15 protein-coding genes, 1 tRNA gene, 1 pseudogene and 1 riboswitch are annotated in these 23,693 nt (G+C 72.8%); of the genes and pseudogenes, 9 read left to right on the forward strand and 8 right to left on the reverse strand.

Translation table 11 applies throughout. The features are described from left to right. Positions 1-352 precede the first annotated feature (352 nt). Positions 353-910, reverse strand: coding sequence for a MarR family winged helix-turn-helix transcriptional regulator (locus tag ACFVWY_RS26005; protein ID WP_389876732.1), 558 nt, complete (start codon positions 908-910; stop codon positions 353-355). Positions 911-1,065: 155 nt separating this feature from the next. Between ACFVWY_RS26005 and ACFVWY_RS26010 the strand changes: the two genes are divergently transcribed. Then, entirely contained in the window at positions 1,066-2,391 is a 1,326-nt protein-coding gene (locus ACFVWY_RS26010) for an MFS transporter (protein ID WP_389876870.1), read from the forward strand. A 42-nt stretch (positions 2,392-2,433) separates the two neighbouring features. Here the strand turns inward: ACFVWY_RS26010 and ACFVWY_RS26015 are convergent, their stop codons facing one another. Continuing rightward, the gene (locus tag ACFVWY_RS26015; protein WP_389876733.1) at positions 2,434-4,164 is read right to left on the reverse strand and encodes a SpoIIE family protein phosphatase; all 1,731 of its coding nucleotides are present in this window, start codon (positions 4,162-4,164) and stop codon (positions 2,434-2,436) included. Positions 4,165-4,351: 187 nt separating this feature from the next. After that, positions 4,352-5,812 carry an NAD(P)/FAD-dependent oxidoreductase gene (locus ACFVWY_RS26020; RefSeq protein ID WP_389876734.1) on the reverse strand — a complete coding sequence of 487 codons (1,461 nt, stop codon included), beginning with the start codon at positions 5,810-5,812 and terminating at the stop codon, positions 4,352-4,354. A gap of 338 nt (positions 5,813-6,150) precedes the next feature. Between ACFVWY_RS26020 and ACFVWY_RS26025 the strand changes: the two genes are divergently transcribed. Continuing rightward, positions 6,151-7,050, forward strand: a complete 900-nt coding sequence (locus tag ACFVWY_RS26025; protein WP_389876735.1) for a TetR/AcrR family transcriptional regulator — start codon at positions 6,151-6,153, stop codon at positions 7,048-7,050. 513 nt (positions 7,051-7,563) lie between these two features. Continuing rightward, a complete protein-coding gene (locus ACFVWY_RS26030) occupies positions 7,564-9,561 on the forward strand; it encodes a sigma-70 family RNA polymerase sigma factor (RefSeq protein ID WP_389876736.1) in 1,998 nt (665 codons plus the stop codon). A 25-nt stretch (positions 9,562-9,586) separates the two neighbouring features. Here the strand turns inward: ACFVWY_RS26030 and ACFVWY_RS26035 are convergent, their stop codons facing one another. Continuing rightward, complete coding sequence (locus tag ACFVWY_RS26035) at positions 9,587-11,698, reverse strand: asparagine synthase-related protein (RefSeq protein ID WP_389876737.1); 2,112 nt, start codon at positions 11,696-11,698, stop codon at positions 9,587-9,589. A 1,232-nt stretch (positions 11,699-12,930) separates the two neighbouring features. Here ACFVWY_RS26035 and ACFVWY_RS26040 point away from each other — a divergent pair. The 4 genes from ACFVWY_RS26040 to ACFVWY_RS26055 all read left to right on the forward strand — a co-directional run bounded on the left by ACFVWY_RS26040 (position 12,931) and on the right by ACFVWY_RS26055 (position 18,629). Beyond that, positions 12,931-14,628 (forward strand): sporulation protein, encoded by a 1,698-nt coding sequence (locus ACFVWY_RS26040; RefSeq protein ID WP_389876738.1) that lies wholly within the window; start codon positions 12,931-12,933, stop codon positions 14,626-14,628. A gap of 81 nt (positions 14,629-14,709) precedes the next feature. Further along, positions 14,710-15,966 (forward strand): L-2-hydroxyglutarate oxidase, encoded by a 1,257-nt coding sequence (gene lhgO, locus ACFVWY_RS26045; protein WP_389876739.1) that lies wholly within the window; start codon positions 14,710-14,712, stop codon positions 15,964-15,966. Next, positions 15,959-16,966 (forward strand): tRNA (guanosine(46)-N7)-methyltransferase TrmB, encoded by a 1,008-nt coding sequence (gene trmB, locus ACFVWY_RS26050; RefSeq protein WP_389876740.1) that lies wholly within the window; start codon positions 15,959-15,961, stop codon positions 16,964-16,966. Before lhgO ends, trmB begins: the two co-directional genes overlap by 8 nt. Positions 16,967-17,051: 85 nt before the next feature. Next, positions 17,052-18,629: a PrsW family glutamic-type intramembrane protease gene (locus ACFVWY_RS26055; RefSeq protein ID WP_389876741.1), complete on the forward strand. Its 1,578-nt coding sequence runs from the start codon at positions 17,052-17,054 to the stop codon at positions 18,627-18,629. 53 nt (positions 18,630-18,682) lie between these two features. Here ACFVWY_RS26055 and ACFVWY_RS26060 read toward each other — a convergent pair whose 3' ends face one another. The 4 genes from ACFVWY_RS26060 to ACFVWY_RS26075 all read right to left on the reverse strand — a co-directional run bounded on the left by ACFVWY_RS26060 (position 18,683) and on the right by ACFVWY_RS26075 (position 22,771). Beyond that, positions 18,683-19,627, reverse strand: a complete 945-nt coding sequence (locus ACFVWY_RS26060) for an aldo/keto reductase (RefSeq protein ID WP_389876742.1) — start codon at positions 19,625-19,627, stop codon at positions 18,683-18,685. A gap of 191 nt (positions 19,628-19,818) precedes the next feature. Next, entirely contained in the window at positions 19,819-20,946 is a 1,128-nt protein-coding gene (locus ACFVWY_RS26065; protein ID WP_389876744.1) for a M23 family metallopeptidase, read from the reverse strand. Between the two features lie 11 nt (positions 20,947-20,957). After that, a riboswitch (cyclic di-AMP (ydaO/yuaA leader) is annotated at positions 20,958-21,110 on the reverse strand. Between the two features lie 244 nt (positions 21,111-21,354). Beyond that, positions 21,355-22,515 (reverse strand): PP2C family protein-serine/threonine phosphatase, encoded by a 1,161-nt coding sequence (locus ACFVWY_RS26070; RefSeq protein ID WP_389876746.1) that lies wholly within the window; start codon positions 22,513-22,515, stop codon positions 21,355-21,357. A gap of 182 nt (positions 22,516-22,697) precedes the next feature. After that, positions 22,698-22,771 (reverse strand) — tRNA-Met (locus tag ACFVWY_RS26075). Positions 22,772-22,941: 170 nt separating this feature from the next. On the opposite strand from ACFVWY_RS26075, the gene ACFVWY_RS26080 reads away from it, so the two are divergent. Next, on the forward strand, positions 22,942-23,364 hold the full coding sequence (locus ACFVWY_RS26080; protein WP_389876748.1) for an SHOCT domain-containing protein: 423 nt from the start codon (positions 22,942-22,944) through the stop codon (positions 23,362-23,364). 29 nt (positions 23,365-23,393) lie between these two features. Further along, positions 23,394-23,592: pseudogene (locus tag ACFVWY_RS26085) on the forward strand (heme-binding protein); the annotation flags it as partial. Between the last annotated feature and the right edge of the window lie 101 nt (positions 23,593-23,693).

Below are 23,693 nucleotides of genomic sequence, written 5' to 3' on the forward strand. Positions count from 1 at the left end.
TTTCCAGTTCCTCGCTTCCGCGATTCCCTTTCCGGCGGTTCCGACTCTATCAGATCCTTTCGGGCCTGATTCCCAGTCAGGGGGGTTTGTCTTCCCGACCCTTGGGCCGTTCCGACGCTCAAACTCTAGCGGATTTTCCCTGCGACTCATAATCGAGTCTTCGAAATCAATTTCGGCATACCGAAATTGCTCCCGACGGGAGATCGTGCTGAGTTTTGGTTGCCGTGTTCACGGCGGGATCGGTTGTCGCAGAACCGTTCCGGCTCCGTGACAACTCGAAGAACCTTACGGACCGGTCGAGAGGGTGTCAAGCTCACAGGTCAAGCCCTTTTCCCAGGTGCCGGACACCGGCTCAGCCCAGGTCGGTGAGGCGGCCGCCGGCGTCCGGCTGAGCGTGCTCCACCCGGCGCAGCAGGCGGATCAGCATGTCGCCGAGGACCCCGCGTTCCTCTCCGGTGAGGTCCTGGAGCAGGTCCTCCTCGAAGTCGGTGGCCATGCGCATCGCCTCCAGCCACTTCGTACGGCCCTCGTCGGTCAGCTCGACGATCACGCGGACCCGGTTGTTCTCGTCCCGGTCCCGGGTGACGAGGCCCTCGCCCGCCATGCGGTCGATGCGGTGGGTCATCGCCGCCGGGGTGAGGCCGAGGCGCTTGGCCAGCTCACCCGGGCCCAGGCGGTACGGGGAACCGGACAGGACCAGCGTCTTGAGGACCTCCCACTCGGCATTGCTGATGCCGAGGGCGGCGAGCTGGCGTCCGTACGCCACGTTCATCCGGCGGTTCAGTCGGCCCAGGGCCGAGACGACCTGCTCGACCTGGGGGTCCAGGTCGCGGAACTCGCGCTGGTAGGCGGCGATCTGCTCGTCGAGGCCTGGCTCTTGCGGTCCGGGCTGCTCGGTGGTGTCAGGCATGGCGGGCAGTATGGCACGCCTTCCAAAGCCTTCGAAGTCCTTCGACCTACATTGTTGAGGTTCTAACTTTAGTGCTAAAGTCTTCGGGTTCGAGTCGTTCGGATGGCTCGGCATGTCGTTTCGAGACCTTGAGGTAGGTGAGTGTGACCAGGGAGATGGGTGCAGCACTGCGGCGTATCCAGCTGGGCAGCGCGCTGAGCGCGTTCGGGCTGGGGTTCACCGTTCCGTATCTGTACGTCTATGTGGCACAGGTACGTGATCTGGGTGCTGGCACCGCGGGAGTCGTGCTGGCGGTCTTCGCCATGGCGGCACTGGCCGTGCTGCCGTTCACCGGGCGGACCATCGACCGGCGCGGGCCGCTGCCCGTGCTCGTCGTCGCCTCGGTGGTCGCCTCTCTGGGCGCCGTCGCGCTCGGGCTGTCGTCGGGGGTGACCGCCGCCGTGCTGTCGGCCGCGGTGCTCGGCGCGGGCACGGCGGTCATGCAGCCCGCGCTCGCGACGATGCTGGTGTGGTGTTCCAGCACCGCCACCCGCACGCGCGCCTTCGCCATGCAGTTCTTCCTGCAGAACCTCGGGCTCGGCGTCGGCGGACTGGTCGGCGGGCAGATCGTCGACACCGCCCGGCCCTCGTCCTTCACCCTGCTGTTCCTGATCGAAGCCGTGATGTTCGTCGTGCTCGGGGTCATCGCCGTCACGGTGCGGCTGCCGCGTACGGCGTCCGTCCCCGCCGCCAGGCGCTCCGAGCAAGGCGCGGCGCAGGGCGGGCTGCGGGCGCTGCTCTCGAACCGGGCCATGGTGCAGCTGTGCGTGCTGGGCTTCGTGCTGTTCTTCGCCTGCTACGGACAGTTCGAGTCCGGGCTCGCGGCGTACGGGACCGAGGCCGCCGGGATCGAGCCGTCGACGCTCGGGATCGCGCTGGCCGCCAACACCGCCGTCATCGTCGTGGCGCAGTTCGTCGTGCTGCGGCTCGTGGAGCGCCGCAAGCGCAGCAGGGTGATCGCGTCGGTTGGCCTGATCTGGGCGTTCGCCTGGATCGTGGCGGGGTACGCGGGGCTCGGGCACGGCAGCCAGACCATGGCGACGGCCGCGATGATCTCCACGTACGCGCTGTTCGGGCTCGGTGAGGCGATGCTGTCGCCGACCGTGGCTCCGCTGGTGGCCGATCTGGCGCCGGAGTCGATGGTCGGCCAGTACAACTCCGCGTTCGCGCTGTGCAAGCAGCTCGCGCTCGCGGTCGGTCCGGCCGTGGGCGGGCCGATGGGGGCCACGCTGCACGGGCCGTACATCGTGACGTTCGTGCTGTTCTCGCTGGGCATCACGGTGCTGGCGCTGCGGCTCGGCCGCAGCCTCACTCCCGTGCAGGACCAGCCGTCGCTGGCCGCGTCGCCCTCCAAGGTGGTCGCCGTGTCACGGCCGGACGCTGAAGCCGGGGCAGGGGCCGACGCCGGGGCCGGTGTTCCGGCGGCAGCCGCCGCACGCTGATCCGTCCGATCCACCAGGGGCCCCGTCCGTCCGGACGGGGCCTCAGTGCGGCAGGGCGAATTCGCACCAGACGGCCTTGCCGCCGCCGGGTGTGCGACGGCTGCCCCAGGACGTGGCGATCGTCGCGACGATGGAGATGCCGCGTCCCGATTCGTCCGCCGGCTCGGCCCGGCGACGGCGCGGCAGGTGGTCGTCGCCGTCGGTCACCTCGATGATCAGGCGGCGGTCGGTACGGCGCAGCCCCAGACGCATCGGCGGGGTTCCGTGCTTCAGGGAGTTCGCGACGAGCTCCCCCGCGGCCAGGACCCCCAGATCGCACAGCTCGACCGGGAAGCGCCAGGACGTCAGCACCCCGCTCGCGAAGGCGCGGGCCCGCGGAGCCGCCTCGATGCCGCCGAGCAGGTCGAGCGAGGCGTTGTGGAACAGCTCCGCGTTCGCCCCGGTGCGGGCGGGGTGCTGAACCACCAGGACCGCCACGTCGTCGTCGTGCTCCGCGGTGACCCCGAGGGAGCGGATCAGCCGGTCGCAGACCACCTGGGGCGATCCCTTCGCCCCGGACAGGGCGCGGGCCAGGGCGGCGACCCCCTCGTCGATGTCCTCGCTGCGCCGCTCCACCAGACCGTCCGTGTAGAGCACGGCGGTGGAGCCGGGCGGCAGCGGGATCGTGCCCGAGGTGTGGATCCAGCCACCCGTGCCGAGCGGCGGCCCGGTCGGGTCCTCGGCCCGGTGGACCGTGCCGTCCTCGGCGCACACCAGGATCGGCAGGTGACCCGCGGAGGAGTAGACGAGCTGCCCCTCGTTGGGGTCGTGGACCGCGTACGCGCAGGTCGCGATCTGGCTGGCGTCGATCTCCGCGGCGAGGCCGTCCAGCAGCTGGAGCACCTCGTGCGGCGGGAGGTCGAGGCGGGCGTAGGCGCGTACCGCCGTGCGGAGCTGGCCCATGACGGCGGCGGCCCGCACCCCGCGCCCCATCACGTCCCCGATGACCAGGGCGGTGCGTCCGGCGCCGAGCGTGATGACGTCGTACCAGTCGCCGCCGACCGCGGCGTCCGTGCCGCCGGGCTGATAGGTGGCCGCGATCCGGAGGTCGTCGGGCTGCTCCAGCTCCTGCGGAAGCAGGGAGCGCTGGAGGGTGACGGCCGTTTCGCGGTGGCGGCGCTCGCTGGTGCGCAGCCGCTCGGCGGCTTCGGCGTGGTCGGTGACGTCGGCGGCGTACACCAGCACGCCCCGCTCGCCCGCCGGGGCGCCACCCTTGTCGCGGCCGGGGCGCCGCTGCTTGCCGGGGGCACCGTCGCTGGCCTCGGCGCCGGTCGCGTCGCGGTGCACGGGGGTGCAGGTCACGGTGTACGAGCTGCCGTTGCGGACCTTGCGGGACTTGACCGTACGGGGTGTGCCGCTGCGCAGGACCTGGTCCATGAGGGGCAGCAGGCTGAGCTCGTCGAGCTCCGGCATGGCCTCGGCGGCGGGGACGCCGGTCGGGCGCGGGCCGAAGGCGGCGGTGTAGGCGTCGTTGACGTACGCGATCCGGTGGTCGGGGCCGTACACCAGGGCCACCAGGGCGGGCAGCTGGCCGAGGATCTCCCCGGCGGAGAGGTCCTCCACCGCGGAGCTGCCCGGCCGGGGTGCCTCCGTGCGCGGATCGCCGTCCGGCGGGTGGCCGCCCTCGGGCCGTGCGTACTCGGCGCGGGCCGGGGGCACGGAACTGCGGTCGTCCCGTGCGGCGGCGCGGCGCTGCGTTCCGGGTAGGCGGGCGCTCCAGCGCGTGAAGTTCACGGAATTTCTGGCCTCGTGTGTCGGTCTGGTCCGCTCTCGCGGGATGCTCACTGTCGGTCACTGCCGGCCGGGTCACTCTGTGCAGATGTGGGCCCACCTATGGTCACACGTCCAGTGTGACGGACCGTACTGACAGTTGTCGGTACGGTCCGCCGTCCGGCGCACGGACGGGCGGGTCGACTGCTCGTCAGGGACCTTTGCGCGGGGGTCCGTCCGGACCGGAGGGGGCCCGGGGGCCCGGGGGGCCGTCCGGGCGGGGCGGGCCGTTCGGTCCGGGATGCCCGCCGCCCGCGGCGCGTTCGAATTCGGCCCGCGGGTGTTCCAGCGAGCCGAGGGAGACGATCTCGCGCTTGAAGAGTGCGGCGAGGGTCCATTCAGCAAGGACGCGGGCCTTCCGGTTGAACGTCGGGATGCGGCTGAGGTGGTACGTACGGTGCATCCACCAGGCCGGGAAGCCTTTCAGCTTGCGGCCGTACACATGGGCGACGCCCTTGTGGAGGCCGAGCGAGGCGACGGACCCCGCGTTGCTGTGGCGGTACTCCTGGAGGGGTTCTCCGGCGAGCGAGGCGAGGATGTTCGCGGCGAGGATCCTGGCCTGGCGCACGGCGTGCTGGGCGTTGGGGGCGGTCGTGCTGCCGGGTTCCCCGGTGGTCAGGTCGGGTACGGCTGCGGCGTCACCGGCGGACCAGGCGTGCGCGGTGCCTTCCACGGCGAGGTGCGCCGTGCAGCGGAGCCTGCCGCGTGCGTCGAGCGGGAGGCCGGTGGCGGCGAGGACGGGCGCGGGTTTGACGCCCGCGGTCCACACCAGTGTGCGGGTCGGGAAGCGGGAGCCGTCGCTGAGGACGGCGATCCGGTCCTCGCAGGACTCGAGCCGGGTTTCGAGGCGTACGTCGATGTTGCGGCCGCGCAGCTCGCGGATCGCGTAGACGCCCAGCTCCTCGCCGACTTCGGGGAGGATGCGGCCGGATGCCTCGACGAGGATCCATTTCAGGTCCCCGGCCTTGATGTTGTGGTAGTACCGCGCGGTGTAGCGGGCCATGTCCTCCAGCTCGGCGAGGGCCTCGACGCCCGCGTATCCGCCGCCCACGACGACGAAGGTGAGCGCGGCGTCGCGGATGGCGGGTTCGCGGGTGGCGGAGGCGATGTCCATCTGCTCGATGACGTGGTTGCGCAGGCTGATGGCCTCCTCGACGGTCTTGAAGCCGATGCCGTGGTCGGCCAGGCCGGGGACCGGGAGGGTGCGCGAGACGGAGCCGGGGGCGAGGACCAGTTCGTCGTACGGGATCTCGACGGCGCCGGTGCCGTCCTCGGCCGTGGCGAGGGTGGTGACGGTCGCGGTGCGCTTGGCGTGGTCGACGGTCCGCGCCTCGCCGATCACGATGGTGCAGTGCGCGAGGACCCGGCGGAGCGGCACCACGACATGGCGCGGCGAGATCGACCCGGCGGCCGCCTCGGGCAAAAACGGCTGGTACGTCATATAGGGCTCGGGGGTGACGACGACGATCTCGGCCTCGCCCCTTCTGAGCTTCGGCTTCAGCTTCCGCTGGAGACGCAGTGCTGTGTACATCCCGACGTAGCCCCCGCCGACGACGAGAATGCGCACACCCGGCGGAGGGCCGGGGGGTGTTCCCCCGGAATCTGAAGCCATCACCACCCCATGACGCAACGTGCTCAGGGGTTTGTCCACAGCCCAGGCAAATTGTGTGACCGGAGGTTCTCGACGGGCGGTTGCGGTGCGGTACGGCGGGAACGGACAAGTCACGCAGGTCAGGGGTCGGTGCGGACGGCTTGTGCGGGGGACGAATCAGTGACCAACGGTCCTTGCTCCGATCGGGGGGCGCTCCGTGCGGAACTACCCCCTTCTGAATTGAGCCGGGCTCAACTATGTTCGTGTGTCGTCGGGGTGTCGGTTGGGACGATGATCGACTCCCCGGCTCAGACGGCGGGAAGTCTCCGGGGGGAGACGTCATAACCGGGGGAAAAGTTATGCATATTCAGGAATCTCATTGGCCGACCGCTACCACCGTTCCGTCCCATTCGTCCGATGTGGCGGGGAGGAACGGATCGGTGGCGACGGTCGGAACGTCGGCGCAGCAGGGCCCTTCCGTCACGGCAGGGCTGAACGGTGCGCAGGCCGGGATGAACGGTGCGCCGGCCGGAGCGAACGGCCGTACGGCTCCGCTCCGGGTGGACGCGCAGCGGAATCTGGAGCACGTGCTGCGCGCCGCCCGTGAGGTCTTCGGTGAGCTGGGGTACGGGGCTCCGATGGAGGACGTGGCGCGTCGCGCCAGGGTCGGTGTCGGCACGGTGTACCGGCGGTTCCCGAGCAAGGACGTACTGGTCCGGCGGATAGCCGAGGAGGAGACCTCCCGGCTGACGGACCAGGCCCGCAGCGCGCTCGGCCAAGAGGACGAGCCCTGGTCGGCGCTGTCGCGCTTCCTGCGTACGTCGGTGGCCTCGGGTGCGGGGCGGCTGCTGCCGCCCCAGGTCCTGCGGGTCGGCGTCGAGGGCGAGGGCGGTGATCCGGCGGTGGCCGGGGAGCCGGTGGCCGCGCCGGGTGCGGTGGTGGCCGACGGGCGGGACGAGGCCCGGGTGCCGCAGCAGCGTCAGGGCGCCGAGCAGACGTCGGCCGAGGAGCGTCCCGCCGCGGAGACCGGCGTCGAGGACGACGGCACGGGCGCCGGTGAGCTGCTGGAGGTGGTCGGCCGGCTGGTGGACCGGGCACGGGCGGCCGGTGAACTGCGCCGTGATGTGACGGTCGCGGACGTGCTGCTGGTGATAGCGACGGCGGCACCCTCTCTGCCGGACGCGGCCCAGCAGGCCGCTGCCTCCAGCAGGTTGCTGGACATCCTGCTGGAAGGGCTGCGCTCCCGCCCGGCCGCCTGAGCGGTCCGGGGGGGCCGCCGGGCGTGGCAGCGGGTTTGACGGCGGTGTGACGCGGCGGGCGCCGTGCCCTGTGCGGCAACGGCGGGCGCCGTGCTCGCGCGGCGACGGCGAGCGCGGGGCATGTGCGCGGCGGAGGACGCGGTGGCGGGCGTGGCGGCGGGGATGTGGCCCGATTTGGCGGGGCCTTGTTCAAGGCTCCGCCGTGTGTCGGTCATCGCCCTCAGTCATCCGCCCGGCCGCCCGGCCTTCGCGCCGAGCGCATTCGAATGGTGCTCGGTTGGCGCTCCGCGCTTGCCCGCGCGGCTTGGCGGCTTGGCAGCAGGACGCATCCACGCGAACCGTCCGCCCGAAAGGGAGATCGTCGAGCATTCCCCTAATGAATGGCCTTTAGTACTCGCATTCGGAAAAACGCCCCGGATGAGTGGTTGCGCGGGCTGAGAGTCCGTCGTGATTGCGCCATGTGGCACTCTTGCCCGATGTTCGGGTCCGACAGCGCATACGGGGGCTACCGCGATGAGCGGTGACGGGCAGCAGGAAGAGTCGCTCGACGACGTCTCCGCCGCGGGCGGTGCCGTGGGGGCCAGCGGGTCGGCCACCGCCCGCCAGGTGCCGAGTCAGGGCCGTCCCGGGCGTTCGGGTGGTGACCCGGCCAGCGGCACCGTACTGCCGGGTCCGTGGTCCACGCCTGTCGGCTCGGGTGTGGAGACGGGCCCCGGGGTCAGGCCCAAGACCAGGGCCGGAGCCTCCGGGGCCGCGGTGCCGATGCAGCGCGAGGGCGGCAGCTCCGACGCCACCACCGCCCCGTCCGACACCGAGCTGATCCGGCGGATGCGCGGCGGCGACGACCACGCGTACGAGGAGCTGTTCCGGCGGCACTCCGACGCGGTACGGCGCTACGCGCGCAGCTGCTGCCGGGACGCCCACACCGCCGACGACCTGACGGCCGAGGTCTTCGCCCGCACCCTGCAGGCGGTACGCCGCGGCAAGGGCCCCGAAGAAGCCGTGCGGGCCTATCTCATGACGGCTGTCCGCCATGTCGGCGCCGCCTGGACCAAGACCGCCAAGCGGGAGCAACTGGTCGACGACTTCGCGGTGTTCGCCGCCCAGGCGGCGCGGAACGCCCCGCTGCCGGACGCGGACACGCTCGACCTCGGGGCCGATGTGCTGGCGATGCACGAGGCCGAACAGTCGATGGCGATGCAGGCGTTCCGCAGTCTCCCGGAACGCTGGCAGGCCGTGCTGTGGCACACCACCGTCGAAGAAGAGTCGCCCAGCGAGATCGCCCCGCTCTTCGGGCTGACCGCCAACGCCACATCAGTGCTGGCCAGTCGGGCCCGCGAGGGCCTGAAGCAGGCGTATCTCCAGGCTCACGTGAGCCGGTCGCTCACCTCGGGCGGCGACTGCGCGCGGTACGCGGACCGGCTCGGCGCGTACGCCCGGGGCGGACTCCGCATGCGGGCCGAGCGCGGGCTGCGCGGCCATCTGGAGGAGTGCGCGAAGTGCCGGCTCGCCGCGGGCGAACTGGCCCAGGTCAACGCCGGGATCCCCGCGCTGCTGCCGGTCGCCGTCATCGGCTGGTTCGCCGCCGGGTACGCGCTCAAGGCCGCCGGGGTCGCCGCCGGGGGTGCGGTGGGTGCCGCGGGCGCGGGCGCCGCCGCGGCGGCCTCCGGGAGCGGCTCGGGCGGGGGCGCCGCCGGGGGTGCCGCCGTGTCGGAGGGGCTCGGTGCCCCGGCGAAGGCCGGTATCGCTGCGGCGATCGCGGTGGCCGCCACGGCCGGGCTGGTCTGGGCGATGACCGGGAGCGACCAGCCGGAGCCCGCGGCCGGGCATCCGGCGAAACCGGCCGCCGTGGCGCCTCCGGCGCCCGCCCCGCCGACGCCCAGCCCGAAGCCGCCCGCGCCGAAGCCCGCCGCCCCCACGCCCCCGGCGCCCGCGCCGCCGCCCGCACAGAAGCCGAAGCCGACCCCCACGCCCACGCCCACCCCGACCCCGACCCCGCCGCCGAAGCCCACACCCACCCCGACGCCCCCCGCGCCGAAGCCGACCCCCACCCCGACCACGGCCCCGCCCGAGCCGACCGTCTACCAGGTCAACGAGCTGCGCTACTCCCTCATGGGCGACCACACCGAACCCGAGGTGGTGCTGGGTGAGAGCAGCTGGCTCTGGCAGCGCTCCCGGGTGTCGATCGGAGGCACGACGTACGCGCACGGGGTGACCGTCGGCGCCAGATCCTCGGTCACCATCCAGCTGAACAGGCAGTGCACGCGGTACGAGGCGATGGTCGGGGTCGACGACCTGACGCTGGGGTTCGGCTCCGTACGCTTCTCCGTCTTCGACGGGGACGGGGCGCGACTGTGGCAGTCCCCCGTGCTGAACGGCGACGACCCCGCCGTACCCGTGAGCCTCGGCATCGCGGGCCGTACGAGCATCCGGCTGGTCGTCGAGCCCGCCCGGCACGGCGGCTCGGCGGCGCTGGCCGACTGGGCGGAATCCAGGATCAGTTGCCGCTGAGCAGGACAGGACAGGGGCGGTCGCGTTACGCCTGGAGCGTCCGCCTGGCGGGCACGACGCCCCCGGCGACCGCACGCTGACGGGGTGCCGCCGTGCCCGTCCAGCAGGTGCCGCGGCGCGCCACCAGGCGGCGCAGCCACAGCTCCGTGGACGCGAGGTGGGCGAGGCCGTCCAGCGGGAGCGGTGCGCCGTCGGCTGCCGCGCGCAGCGCCTTGCGTACGACGCGGGCCTCGACCAGGCCCGCGTCGGCGAGCAGCGGGGCGTCGAAGAGGGCGAGGAGCTCCGGCAGGGCGGTGCGCAGTCCGGTGCGGGCGGTCGCGTCCGTCGTGGCGTGGGAGGAAGTGCCCCAGCCGGACGGCAGGTCGTGGATGCCCGCACCAGCCAGCACCCGGCGCAGGACCGCGGCGCGGGCGCCCGGCTGGACCCGGAGCGATTCGGGGAGCGCACGGGCGGCGCGTACGACCTGGTTGTCGAGGAACGGGGCGTGCAGCCGCTGGCTGCGGTTCTCGGCGGCCTGTTCCAGGATGCGGTGGTCGGCCGCGTACCGGGCCAGGACCGCCCTGGCGCGGGCGTCGCCGGGGCGCTGCACGGAGACGGGCCGCACGGCCGCGCCCTGGAGCCGGACCGCGACCTCGGCCAGGGCCTCCCCGGTGAGCCAGCGCGCGGCGGGACCGGGCCGCGACCAGGCGAGGGCGTCCAGCGCGGCCTCGGCAGGGGTGTCGAGGGCGGGGGCGTTCCGGTTGGCGGCCGGCAGCCGGTCGGCCGCGGCCTCCAGACCGGCGCGGTACGACGTACGGGACAGGCGGCGGGCCGCGCGGTAGACGGTCATTGGGACGAGCAGCGACTGCGCGCTCGGCCCCTCCGCCCTGGCGAGCGCGGCGACCGGTCGCAGCAGATGGCGTCGGCGGCGGTCCATCAGCAGATCGGCCAGGCGGGCCGGGTGGGCGTCGAGGACCTGCCGGGCGCCGCCGCCGACGAAATGGTCGGCGCTGCCGGACGCGAGGCGTCTGCGGTGCCGTTCGGCGACGACGAGCGAGGGGGCGGGTTCGTCGGTGAGCGGGCCGTCGCCGAGGTCGGCGTAGGGCAGCGCCTCCTCACCGGCGGCGACGACCACGTGGTGAAGGCGCGGGTCGGCGGCGAGGACGCGGGCCCGTTCCAGCTCTTCCTCGTGTCCGTGCGCGGTGAGGTCGTTGAGGGTGACCGCGAGCAGCCGCTCCCCCGCCCCGGTGCCGTGGCCGAGGAGGGTGCCGGGGAGTCCCGGGAGCCCGGCGGCCAGCAGGGCGAGGGTGGCGGAGGCACTGCCTCCGGACAGGTCGGCGCCGATGCCGGGAACCGGGGCGCCGCGGGCGGCCCGCCGGTCGGCGGGGCCCATGCCGGGGACCGGGCCGGGGTCGGGCGGCAGGGTCTCGGGGGCGTGGCGCGGGGCGAGCAGCCGGGCGCGTACGGCGTCGACCAGGGCGTCGCGCACCCCTTCGACCGCGCTGACCGGGTCGGTCTCGGGTGTGGCCACGGCGAGCGAGGCCACCGCCTCGTAGCCGGTGATCTCCCGGGAGCCCTCGCGGAGGATGAGCGCGTGGCCCGGCGGGATGCGCTTCACCCCGGCGTACGGGGTGCCGTCGCGCAACGCCTCCGGGGTCTCGGGGCAGGCGAGGAGGGCGGCCAGGTGGCCGATGTCGAGCTGCGCCTCTATGAGGTCGGCGAGCGGGAGGGCGGCGGTGGCGTACGCGGTGCCGCCCGCCCAGGGGGTGTAGAAGACGGGGCGGGCTCCGGCAAGGTCGCCGATGACGGTGATCCGGCGGCCTATCTGGACGACGGTCGTGTAGCTGCCGGGCCAGGAGGTGAGGTGGCGCAGTGCCCCGCCGCGGGCGGCGAGGAGCCCGGCGCGCAGCTGTTCGTCGGTGGCGCTGCAGCAGCCGAGGACGGCCATCCGCGCGGTGGGCGCGCCCTCCGCGGTCTCGACCGTGGCCTGCCGGATCTCGTCCGGGCGCCAGTCACCCACGGCCCAGAGCGGGTCCGGGTCTCCCCACAGGAGCTGGGAGCCGACGGGGTGCATCGTGCGCCCCTCGTCGCGGGGGCCGACCGCACCGGCCGTACCGAAGCTCGCGGCGATACTGCTCCACCCCACCAACCAACGCATCGCCGCCTCCACAGGCTGTGGACAAAACGGCGCGTCGGTGCACTGCCGGTCGAACTCCGGTAACGCGCGGCGCCGTTGCGGACATGCTGCCACGACAACAGCGCGCAGGAGGGGCCGCGCGGGGCGCACGTCGGACAGGCATGCGCCCCTGGCAAAGGCCCGGCGGGCCCGGAGGCCCCACGGGGACGGGCGCCCGGACCCGGCACCCGTGACGACCGGCGCGCCCACCACCCACGACAGGCGGCACCCGGCGCTCAGCACGTGGCCCTCGACACTTGGCACTCACCGCACTCGCCGCGGGCGCCACTCGTGGGCACTCCACGCACACTCCGTATGCGCGCCCCTCGCGCGCCCCTCCTGTACCGGAAGCGCCGGGCAGAATCCGGTCATCTGCAAGGCGTCCGCGGCGCGCCGGAGGGCAACCTCCCGACCGTCGACGGAATGTCCGCACCTCCGGCGCCCCAACCTCGAACAACCGACGACATTCAGCCAATCTTGGCGCGGCCCGGAACTCCGCAAGGGGAATCCCGCCGCGCCGGACGCCCCTTTTCGTACCGCTTCGTTCCACGGGACAGCCCGAAGCCTCCCGCGTACGCGACGGCGCTCTCCGGCGGCCCCGGACGATCTCCGCCGAAGCCTCGCACGCACGGTCCGGGAGGCGTCGCCCGCCTCCCGGACCGGTCCGCCGCCTGCGGGGAATGAGGCGGCAGTGTCCCCCAGCCCACTGAGTCAGGTGCAGCGGGCCGACCCACGCAGCACCCATGGAAACGCCTCCGAAACCGCCGGACGAGAGCGCACGGCCGGGCGCACGGCCACACGCCAGGAGCACGTGCCGGACGGCTCGCGCGGCACCGGCACCACCCCCGCACGACCTCGCCGAACGGTGTTCCCGTGCGCCGTCGGGCAGGGCCGGGACCGAGCCCGCGGCACGCCCCGCACCGGACCCGCACCCCACCCGAACTCCCCCTGCACGGCGTCCGATCCGCGCCCCCGGCGCCCCCGTGACGGCACCGACAACAATCCCGCCATACGGACGTCTGCCCCTTAACGGTAGGGATGCGGCGAACTACGCTGGGTGCACTGAGGTGCTCTGCAGGAGGCATATTCCTCGGGGCTCGGCCACATGCGTGTGCGGCCGGGGCGCCGGGAGCGGCCTCCGGGGGAGGACCCGGTACGAATGCCGCGCGCCGCAAAGGTGACGCGGCGGCCGTCTGTGTGTCGAGGGGTGGCGCATGTCCAGGGAGCAACGAGGACCGAACGAGAAGCTCGGAACCGTTCTCGCCCTCGCGGGAATCAGCAACGCCGGGCTCGCCCGGCGGGTCAACGACCTCGGGGCGCAGCGCGGTCTGACACTTCGGTATGACAAGACCTCGGTGGCCCGGTGGGTCTCCAAGGGCATGGTGCCGCAGGGCGCCGCGCCCCATCTCATCGCCGCGGCGATCGGCGCCAAGCTGGGCCGGCCGGTGCCGCTGCACGAGATCGGGCTCGCGGACGCCGATCCGGCGCCGGAGGTCGGGCTGGCCTTCCCGCGTGATGTCGCCGAGGCGGTCCGTTCAGCGACCGAGCTGTACCGGCTGGATCTGGCCGGGCGGCGGGCGGGCGGCGGCGGGATCTGGCAGTCCCTCGCGGGTTCCTTCTCCGTGAGCGCGTACGCGACGCCCGCGTCCCGCTGGCTGATATGCCCCGCCGACGCGACGGTGGAGCGGGACGCGAAGGCGGCCGCGGGCACCGCCGCCGACACCCGGGGCGCACAGGGCGCACGCGGCGGTACGGGGACACCGGCCCCCTCGACGCGGGCGGCCCGGCCCGCCGAAGCGGCCCCCTCGTCCGGGACACGGGCGCGTCCCGGCTCCCCGGCCGCGCTGACCGCCCAGGCGGACCGGGCGGCGCTCGGCGCACTGGGTGCGCTGGCCGCCACCCGGCAGACGCCGTCGATCCCGGCCCAGCCCCGCCCGGACGCCACGCCCCCGGCCACCACCGGTGCCGCCGGTGCCGCCAGTGACATCTCCCCGCTGCGGGTCGGCCACAGCGACGTCTCCAAGCTGCGCGAGGCCGCCCAGGACGCCCGCCGCTGGGACTCCAAGTACGGCGGCGGGGACTGGCGCTCCTCCATGGTTCCCGAGTGCTTAAGAGTCGACGCCGCGCCCCTGCTGCTCGGCTCCTACAGCGACGAGGTGGGCCGGGCCCTCTTCGGCGCGGCCGCCGAGCTGACCCGGCTCGCCGGGTGGATGGCCTTCGACACCGGCCAGCAGGAGGCCGCCCAGCGCTACTACATCCAGGCGCTCAGGCTGGCGCGTGCCGCCGCCGACGTGCCCCTGGGCGGCTATGTCCTCGCGTCGATGTCGCTGCAGGCCACCTACCGCGGCTTCGCCGACGAGGGCGTCGACCTCGCGCAGGCCGCCGTCGAACGCAACCGTGGCCTCGCCACGGCCCGCACCATGAGCTTCTTCCGCCTGGTCGAGGCCCGTGCCCATGCCAAGGCGAACGACGCGGCCGCCGCAGGCTCCGCGCTCACGGCCGCCGAGAGCTGGCTGGAGCGCTCCCGGGAGGGTGACGGCGACCCGTCCTGGCTGGGCTTCTACTCGTACGACAGGTTCGCCGCCGATGCCGCGGAGTGCCACCTCGACCTGAAGGCCCCCCGGCAGGTGAAGCGCTTCACCGAGCACGCGCTGTCCCGGCCCACCGAGGAGTTCGTCCGCTCGCACGGCCTGCGGCTCGTGGTGTCGGCGGTGGCCGAGCTGGAGTCCGGCAATCTGGACGCGGCCTGCGCCGCGGGCACCCGGGCGGTGGAGGTGGCGGGACGCATCTCCTCGGCACGGACCACGGAGTACGTACGCGACCTGCTGCACCGGCTCGAACCGTACGGGCACGAGCCGCGCGTCGCCGAGCTGCGCGAGCGCGCCAGGCCGCTCCTGGTGACGCCCGCGTAAAGATCCGGCACCGTACGGGGCCCCTCCGGTTTGAGTGCGTTGTCAGTGGGTCAGTGCACTATCGGGGTGGGAGGTGGTGCGGTGATGACGCACGCGGCGTACGACTGCGACGTGCTGGTGATCGGCGGCGGGATCGTCGGTCTGTCGACGGCGTACGCGCTCACGCGCACCGCTCCGGGCACCCGGGTGACGGTCCTGGAGAAGGAGTCCGGTCCCGCCCGGCACCAGACGGGGCGCAACAGCGGAGTGATCCACAGCGGTATCTACTACCCCCCGGGATCGCTCAAGGCCCGTTACGCGGTGCGCGGCGCCGCCGAGATGATCGACTTCTGCGCCGAGCACGGCATCGCGCACGCGGTGACCGGCAAGCTGATCGTGGCGACCGAGCGGTCCGAGCTGCCCCGGCTCCACACGCTGGTCCAGCGCGGCCGCCAGCACGGCCTGCCGGTGCGCGAGCTGGGCCCCGCGCAGATCACGGAGTACGAGCCGTGGGTGAACGGCCTCGCCGCGATCCGGGTCGGCTCGACCGGGGTGTGCGACTTCGGGGCGGTCGCGGCCCGGTTCGCCGCCGAGGTGAGCGGCTCCGGCGGCGAGATCCGCTACGGGGCAGAGGTCGTCGCGATAGACCGGCGTCCCTGGGGCGTGGCGGTGCGCACGGCGGACGGCGCGGTGGTGCGGGCCCGGGTGCTGGTCAACTGCGCGGGACTGCACTGCGACCGGGTGGCGCGGCTGGCGGGCGACGACCCGGGGGTGCGGATCGTGCCCTTCCGGGGGGAGTACTACGAGCTGGCGCGGCCGGAGCTGGTGCGCGGCCTGGTCTACCCGGTGCCCGATCCGGCCTTCCCGTTCCTCGGCGTCCACCTGACCCGGGGCCACGACGGCGGCATCCACGTCGGGCCGAACGCGGTGCCCGCGCTGGCCCGCGAGGGGTACGGCTGGCCCGTGGTGCGCCCGCGCGAGCTGGCGGACACCCTGGCCTGGCCGGGCACCTGGCAGATCGCCCGCAGGCACTGGCGGTACGGGGCGGGCGAGGTGCGCCGCTCGCTGTCGAAGCACGCGTTCACCCAGGCCGTGCGGCGGCTGCTGCCCGAGGTGACGGAGGCCGATCTCCGACCGGCTCCGGCGGGGGTCAGGGCCCAGGCCGTGCTGCGCGACGGCACGCTGGCCGACGATTTCCTGATCCGCGAGGCCCCGCACACCGTCCACGTGCTGAACGCTCCGTCGCCCGCCGCGACGGCCTCGCTGCCCATTGGGCGGGAGGTGGCACGCAGGGCGCTGCTCCGGGCGCGGGAGACAGGGTGGAGACCGCCCGCCGTAGAATCGGGGCATTGTGTCTGAGCCCATGAACCCCTCCGAGGGCCTCACCGAGAGCGGCCCGGCGCCCGAGGCCACCCCCGCGTCCGAAGCCACTTCGCTGTCCGAAGCCACTTCGGCGTCCGCAACCTCCTCGGCGTCCGAAGCCACTTCTGCGTCCGGCACCGGAGCGTCGGTGAACGACCCGGTGTCCGAGGCTGCTCCGCCGGTGAACGAACCGGCGTCCGGTACCGGAGCGTCCACCGCCGGGATTCCGGACGATCTGCGGGAGGCCGCCTTCGAGCGGCAGCGCAGGCTCCGCCAGGAGTCGCGCTTCCCGGGCGGCCCCGCCATCGACCCGGCCGGTTCGCACCACGAACGCCGCATCCGCAGCTTCCAGCCGCGCCGCAGCCGGGTGACACCCGGCCAGCAGGACGCCCTGCTGCGGCTCTGGCCCCTGTGGGGCCTGGACATCGACGGGCAGCGCGTCCTGGACCTGCCCGAGATGTTCGACGGGCTCCCGGTCGTGCTGGAGATCGGCTTCGGCATGGGCGAGGCCACCGCGCAGATGGCCGCCGACGACCCAGGCACCGGCATCCTCGCCGTGGACGTGCACACCCCAGGCCAGGGCAATCTCCTCAGCCTCGCCGACCGGAACGGCCTGACCAACATCCGGGTGGCCAATGGTGACGCGATCATCCTGCTGCGCGAGATGCTCGCACCGGACGCGCTGGACGGGCTGCGGGTGTACTTCCCCGACCCGTGGCCCAAGAAGCGGCACCACAAGCGGCGGCTGATCCAGCCGGAGTTCCTGGATCTGGTGGCCGGGCGGCTGAAGCCGGGCGCGGTGCTCCACTGCGCGACCGACTGGGAGCCGTACGCCGAGCAGATGCTGGAGGTGCTGACCGCGCACCCTCGCTTCGAGAACACCGCGGCGGACGGCGGATACGCCCCCCGGCCCGCGTTCCGGCCGCTGACCCGGTTCGAGGGGCAGGGTCTCGACAAGGGGCACGTCGTACACGACCTGCTCTTCGCCCGCGTCTGACCCCTCCCGGGGCGGACCGGGCCGCACACTGTGGCCGGTCGCCCCGTGGTCAGGTGTCAGTGCCGCTGGTTAGGGTCATCGGGTGGTGTCCGACGGGTCTGCAGCGCAGCGACAGTCTCAGCCCGCCGTCCCGCTCCTTGAGGAGCAGCGGGTCGGCGAGATCCTGGCCGCCGTGCCGGAGCGCGGGAACTGGCGGTACCGGCCGCGCCGGGTCGGCCTGGTGTGGCGCAGCCGGGCCTTCCGTATCGGGGCCGTGTCCACGGTCCTCGCGCTCTGCGGCCTGGCGATCCTGGCCCTGGTGCGCGACCAGACGGGCACGCAGGGCTTCCTCGTCGGTCTCGGGCTCGCCGTGCTGCCCGTGCCGCTGCTGATGGCCGCGTTCCGCTGGCTGGACCGGGTCGAGCCGAGTCCCTGGCGGAGTCTGCTGTTCGCCTTCGCCTGGGGAGCGTTCGCCGCCGCCCTGATCGCGATCCTGGCGAACTCGTTCGCGACCCGGTGGATAGCCACGACCACCGCCGGTCCCTCGAACGCCGACACCCTCGGGGCCACGGTCATAGCCCCGTTCGTCGAGGAGAGCGCCAAGGCCGCCGCAGTCCTGCTGATCTTCCTGCTCCGACGACGGCAGTTCACCGGGATCGTCGACGGCATCGTGATCGCCGGGCTCACCGCGAGCGGCTTCGCCTTCACCGAGAACATCCTGTACCTGGGCAACGCCTTCGGCGAGGACCAGCAGGTCGGTCACTCGGGCGTCCCGGCGATGACGGCCGCGACATTCTTCGTACGGGCGGTGCTGTCGCCGTTCGCGCACCCGCTCTTCACGTCCCTGACCGGCATAGGTTTCGGGCTCGCCGCGGCGAGCCTGCGCCACCAGAAGCTCCGCCGCGTCCTGCTGCCCCTGCTCGGGCTGGTCCTCGCGATGGGCATGCACGCGCTGTGGAACGGTTCGGCGGTCTTCAGCCCGCTGGGTTTCTACGCGGTGTACGGGGTGTTCATGGCCCCGGTCTTCGGCCTCGTGACCTGGCTGGCGATCTGGTCGCGCTACCGAAGGCTCCGTACGCTCTGCGCCGAGCTGCCCGCGTACGCGGCGGCCGGCTGGCTGGCCCCGGCGGAGCCGCTCGCGCTCGCCTCGATGCGGGCCCGCGGCACGGCCCGTGACATAGCCCGTCACCAGTACGCCGCGGCCGGGGACAAGGCGGCGAAGGCCCGGGGCAAGGCGGCCGCCCGCACCGTCGCGGAGTACGAGTCCTTCGCCACGGCACTGGCCTCGCTGCGGCTGCGGGCCCGCCGCGGGGAGGCGGGCCCGGACTTCGCCGAACGGGAGCTGGAGCTGCTGCACCACCTGTGGCAGCGCCGGGAGGTGGCCGCCTGGGCCCTGACGTACGCGGCGCAGGCGACGGGCCGGCTGCGCCCCCACCGCCTGCCGCCGATCCCGTACGCCCAGCCGCCTCACCCGCGGTACGCGCAGCCGGGTCCGTACGGACAGCGGCCCGGCCCGTACGCCCAGCCCGCCGCGTACCCGCATCACCCGTCCTACGCCGCGTACCCGCCGTACGGAGCGCAGCACGGGACGCCGTACGGAGCGCACCCGCCGTACGGGCCGCAGCCCCAGCAGCCCGCCGCGTACCCGCCGTACGGGCCCCAGACCTACGGCCCCCGGGCGTAAGGGCTCCGGGCGTTACGGCCGCCCGGCCCCGCAGCCCGTGCCGTATCCGCGGGTCAGGCGGATGCCTCGGTGAGCTCGGCCAGTTCCTGCCCGGTCAGTGAGAGGTCGGCGACGGCCACCAGCGCGGGCAGCTGCTCCACCGTACGGGCCGAGGCGATCGGCGCGGCTACGGTCGGCCGGGAGGCCAGCCAGGCCAGCGCGACGGTCGCGACCTGTGCGTCGTGCGCCGCGGCCACCTTGTCCAGCGCGGCCAGGACCTTCCGCCCCCGCTCCGAGTCCCGGTACCGCGCCACGCTCGTGGCCCGCGCGCTCTCCACCTCGGCGCCCGGACGGTACTTGCCGGTGAGGAATCCGGAGGCCAGGGCGAAGTACGGCACGGCGGCCAGACCGGCGCGGGCGGCCGTGTCCTGGAGCCCGCCCTCGTACGTGTCGCGGGAGACCAGGTTGTAGTGCGGCTGGAGGGCGACGTAGCGGGCCAGGCCCTCGCGCTCCGAGAAGTCCAGCGACGCCTGGAGCCGCTCGGGGCTGATGTTGGAGGCGGCGATCTCCCTGACCTTGCCCTCCTTCACCAGCTCGTCCAGAGCGGCGATGATCTCCTCGACCGGCACGGACTCGTCGTCGAAGTGCGTGTAGTAGAGGTCGATGCGGTCGGTGCCCAGCCTGCGCAGCGACGCTTCGGCGGCGGCCTTGATGTTGGCCGGGGAGAGCCCCTGGTAGGAGGGATGGGTGGAGACCTTGGTGGCGATGACGAAGTCGTCGCGGCCGGAGCGGGAGGCGAGCCATTTCCCGATGACCGTCTCCGACTCCCCGCCCTCGTTGCCCGGAGCCCAGGCGGAGTAGCCGTCGGCGGTGTCGACGAAATTTCCCCCGGCCGCAGCGTAGGCGTCCAGTACGGCGAACGACTGCGCTTCGTCGGCCGTCCAGCCGAAGACGTTGCCACCGAGTGCGAGCGGGAAGACCTGGAGGCTGGAGGAGCCCAGCGGGCGCAGAGAAGTCATGAGTCGATCAACGAATTCCGGCGAGCCCGCTATTCCGCCGCCCCGGCCGCCCGGAAACCGTCCACCCGAACGGACACCTCACCCACGACAAGACCGGCAGCCCTGACGTCGGGGGGAGCGTCAGGGCTGCCGGGGCTCATCGGCCGGCGAACCGGCGGGGAAAGGGGCTCAGGAAGTGGTGCGGGGACGGCTCAGGGGGTGAGGCCCTTGCTGCGGAACCAGCTCATCGGGTCGATGCCCGAACCGTCGGCGGTGTGGACTTCCAGGTGGAGGTGAGGGCCGGTCACGTTGCCGGTCGCGCCGACCCGGCCGATGACCTCGCCGGTGGTGACCTTCTGGCCCACGCTGACACCGATCGAGGACTGGTGGCAGAACCACACCTCCGTACCGTCCTCCAGCTTCAGCACGGTGCGGTAGCCGTACGAACCGGCCAGCCCGGCCGACGTGATCGTGCCGCTGTGGACGGCCTTGATCGGGGTACCGGTCGGAGCGGCGAAGTCGAGCCCGGTGTGGTGACCGGAGGACCACATCGAACCGGCCTGGCCGTAGGTCGAGGTGATCGTGTACGAGAAGGTCGGGAGGGAGTAGCTGGCGGCGAGCTTGGCCAGCCGCACGGCCTCCGCCTTCTTCTTGGCCGCTTCCTCCGCCTTCTTCTTCTCGGCGGCGGCCTTGGCCTCGGCCGCGTCCTGCTGCTTCTTCGCCTCGGCGGCGGCCTGCTCGGCGGCGGCCTTCTCCTCGGCGGCCTTGGCCTCGGCGGCGGCCGCGTCCTGCTGCTGCTCGGCCTGCTGGAGGATGCGGGCGCGCAGTGCCTCACCGGCGTCCGTGGTGCCCTGCTCGGCCTCGGCGGTGGTGATACCCGCGGTGGTGAGCGGGGCGGTGGCGGCGGCCTCGGCCTTGTCGGCCTCGGAACCGTCGGAGAACAGGGAGCCCACGCCGGGCAGGGACTTGGCGTCCGGAAGGTTCTCCGTGATCGCGTCGGGCACCGAGATGGAGACCGGGGGCTTGCCCTGCGCGGTGGCCATGCCACCCGCACCGACCGCCGCTATGACGCCGACGCCCAGGACCGTGGAACTGCGGGCGAGTCCCGTGCGCTGCTTGGCGACACGGTGCCTGCCGCGCACCGGGCGGACCGTCTCCTCCGTGGGGTTCCACTCGCTCCAGCCGCGCTCGGCCTCGCCGTTGTCCGTGTCGGAGCGGAAGTCGGGGGCGAACTCACCGGTGTGCCCGGCGCCGTAGCCGGTGCCGTAGCCAGTGCCGTAATCGCCGTTATCGCCGTGGAACCGTGAAGGGGCTTCAGGGGCAGGCTTGTTGGACGCCACGGGGGCGCACTCCTTTCCTTCCTTCTCGCCTACCGGGTTAGCTGACGGGTTCGGAGCAGGAAGGTCTCCTACGGGCTCCTCTGCCTCTCACGAGACACAGGTGTCCGATTCACCCCATGGAGGTGGTTCCCCGGTTCCCTTGCGGGATTCGGCGCTCGCGCACGGCGCCGCCATTGATGACGGCTGGGACGACCGCGCTGCGTTATCGAACGTTAATAGACACCGGGGCTCCATTCCAAGCTGTTCCCACTGATCGTTCACGTCTTTGGCCTGGACTTTACTGGACATAAGCTGACCAATAGGGCCACTTGACCGCCCCTCAGCCGCCAACTCATTTCTGACGTTATGTCAAATGTTATGCGGAGCGGCGCCTCTCGACTACGCACCGTGGCATTGCCGCGGGACCGCTCATTCCTTCTCCACGCCCACGATCGGCACGGTCCGGCGCCGGACCGGCTGCCCTTGCCCGGGACGCACCACCGCGAGCAGCGCCATGTCGTCGGTCGTCTCGCCACCGGTGTGCAGGCGTACGTCGTCCGTCAGCGCGGAGAGCAGCTCCTCCGGGCCCGGGAAGATCCGCCCGCGCAGCCGGGCCGCCGGGTCGTAGAAGACCCCCTCGGCGTTCCGCGCCTCGGAGAGGCCGTCCGTATAGAGGAGCAGTGTCGTCCCGTCCGGCAGGTCCCACTCGTCCGTCCGCTCCTGCCACACACCCAGCCCCATGCCGAGCGGCAGCGCGGGCACCGAAGGCCGCAGCACCTCCAGCGCCCCGTCCGGATGCAGCAGAATCGGCTCGGGATGCCCGCGGTTGACGATCCGCACGCGGGACAGTCCGGCCGGGATCTCGGCCAGTACGGCGGTGATGAAGCCTTCGAGCACGTCGAGGCCGCCCCGTCGCGCCTCCTCCCGCGACAGCGCCCGCTCCAGCCGCCCCGCCACCTCCGCCAGGGAGCCCTCCCGCTCGGCCGCCTCGCGGAACGCCCCGATGACCACCGCCACCGTCTCCACGGCCCCCAGCCCCTTGCCCCGTACGTCTCCGACCACCATCCGCACCCCGTGCGGGGTGTCCGCCACGGCGAACAGGTCGCCGCCGACGTACTCATCCGCCTGCGCCGCCTCGTACCGCGCCGCGACCTGCAGCCCGCCGATCCGTCCGGCCGGCTGGGGCACCACCGCGCGCATGGCCGTCTCCGCGATGAACCGCGCGGAGGCCAGCCGCTCGTTGCTCCGCCGCACCACCCCGTTGATCACGACCGCGAGGACCGAGACGGTGGCCAGGGTGAGCAGTTCGATCAGCGGCACGATCTCCGGCAACGTACTGCTGTACAGCCGCAGCACGATGACCGCCAGCATCGCGGCGAGGCCGGTGCGGATGGTGCTGGCGAGCGAGAAGAACGGGGCCGCGATCAGCGGAGCGGCCACGAAGAGCGGAATGGCGGTGAAGGTCTGCGGAGCGAGCCCGTCGAAGAACAGCCCGCCGATGATCATCAGCGCGGGCAGCGTGCGGACGAAGCTCCGGCTGCGGGCACCGCCCCCGGCGTGCTGACCGCGCCGCCTCTCCCACTTCCACACCTGTGGTCTCCTGCCCGGTACACCCGCGAGCACGGACGGCGCCGTGCTCCGCCCCGCCCCAGCCTCACCGGAGCGGGAACGGTCGGCGACTCCGCATCGGCCAAAGGGAGTACGGGCGTGACCCCAGGGGAAAACGACTCGGGCCCGGCACGCTGTATGCGTGCCGGGCCCGAATCCTTCAGTAGCGGGGACAGGATTTGAACCTGCGACCTCTGGGTTATGAGCCCAGCGAGCTACCGAGCTGCTCCACCCCGCGTCGGTAAACCCAACTCTACGCCATCCCGGACGCCCTTTTGACCATCCCGCCCACCGACCGGAAATGCACGGACAACGAGCAGGCACACAGATGCGGTGGTATGACTGATTTGCCCATGATTTACCCGCCCGTGACCGCGTGGAACGCACGCGCCGACCGAGGAGCGATCCGTGGACGACTACCCCATGCTCAACCTCTTCTGGACCATGCTGGTCTTCTTCCTCTGGATCATGTGGCTGTTCCTGCTGTTCAAGGTCATCACGGACATCTTCCGCAGCCATGACCTCGGCGGCTGGGGCAAGGCGGGCTGGCTGATCCTCAGCCTGCTGCTGCCCTTCCTCGGCGTACTGCTGTACGTGATCTTCCGGGGCGATTCCATGACCAAGCGCGAGATCAAGGACGCCCAGAACCGCGAGGCCGCCTTCAAGTCGTACGTACGCGAGGCCGCCAGCTCCCCCGACCCGGGCGCGGAGGGAACCGGCGCCCCGCGCAGCAGCCACGCCGACGACCTGGCGAAGCTCGCCGAGCTCAGGGACCGGGGCGCGCTCACGGACGAGGAGTTCCAGCGGGCGAAGACGAAGCTCCTGGTCTGAAACCGTCCGGTGGACGGCCGCGCCTGACGCACGCCCCGGCCTCCGGGCTCGCCGAGCACCTGCCGAACGCCCTGACGCTGAAGGACATCCCGGGCACCCTGTCCCTCGCGGGCGGCGCCCCCGTCACCGCGAAGGGCGCCCCGATCGCGGGCATTCGGCGTGACCGGTGTCCTATCCGGCGACCTCGACGAGAAGTTCGCCCAGGCCGGTGTGGCCTCGCTCACCCGCCGGCCTCTCCCCCGAGGCCCGCAGCGCCGCATCTCCCACAGCCCCGGCGGTATCCGTCTTCCCCCCTCCCCCCCCCGTACGGGTGCCGTCGGCTTTCTCCG

The organism is Streptomyces sp. NPDC058195 (assembly GCF_042883525.1).
Classification (GTDB): domain Bacteria; phylum Actinomycetota; class Actinomycetes; order Streptomycetales; family Streptomycetaceae; genus Streptomyces.

Excerpts from the sequence above, each read along its gene's own strand:
- ACFVWY_RS26005 (WP_389876732.1), bottom strand. The coding sequence starts at position 910 with ATGCCTGACACCACCGAGCAGCCCGGACCGCAAGAGCCAGGCCTCGAC.
- ACFVWY_RS26060 (WP_389876742.1), bottom strand. The coding sequence starts at position 19,627 with ATGACTTCTCTGCGCCCGCTGGGCTCCTCCAGCCTCCAGGTCTTCCCG.
- ACFVWY_RS26040 (WP_389876738.1), top strand. The coding sequence starts at position 12,931 with ATGTCCAGGGAGCAACGAGGACCGAACGAGAAGCTCGGAACCGTTCTC.
- ACFVWY_RS26025 (WP_389876735.1), top strand. The coding sequence starts at position 6,151 with ATGCATATTCAGGAATCTCATTGGCCGACCGCTACCACCGTTCCGTCC.
- ACFVWY_RS26020 (WP_389876734.1), bottom strand. The coding sequence starts at position 5,812 with ATGGCTTCAGATTCCGGGGGAACACCCCCCGGCCCTCCGCCGGGTGTG.
- ACFVWY_RS26035 (WP_389876737.1), bottom strand. The coding sequence starts at position 11,698 with ATGCGTTGGTTGGTGGGGTGGAGCAGTATCGCCGCGAGCTTCGGTACG.
- ACFVWY_RS26030 (WP_389876736.1), top strand. The coding sequence starts at position 7,564 with ATGAGCGGTGACGGGCAGCAGGAAGAGTCGCTCGACGACGTCTCCGCC.
- ACFVWY_RS26010 (WP_389876870.1), top strand. The coding sequence starts at position 1,066 with ATGGGTGCAGCACTGCGGCGTATCCAGCTGGGCAGCGCGCTGAGCGCG.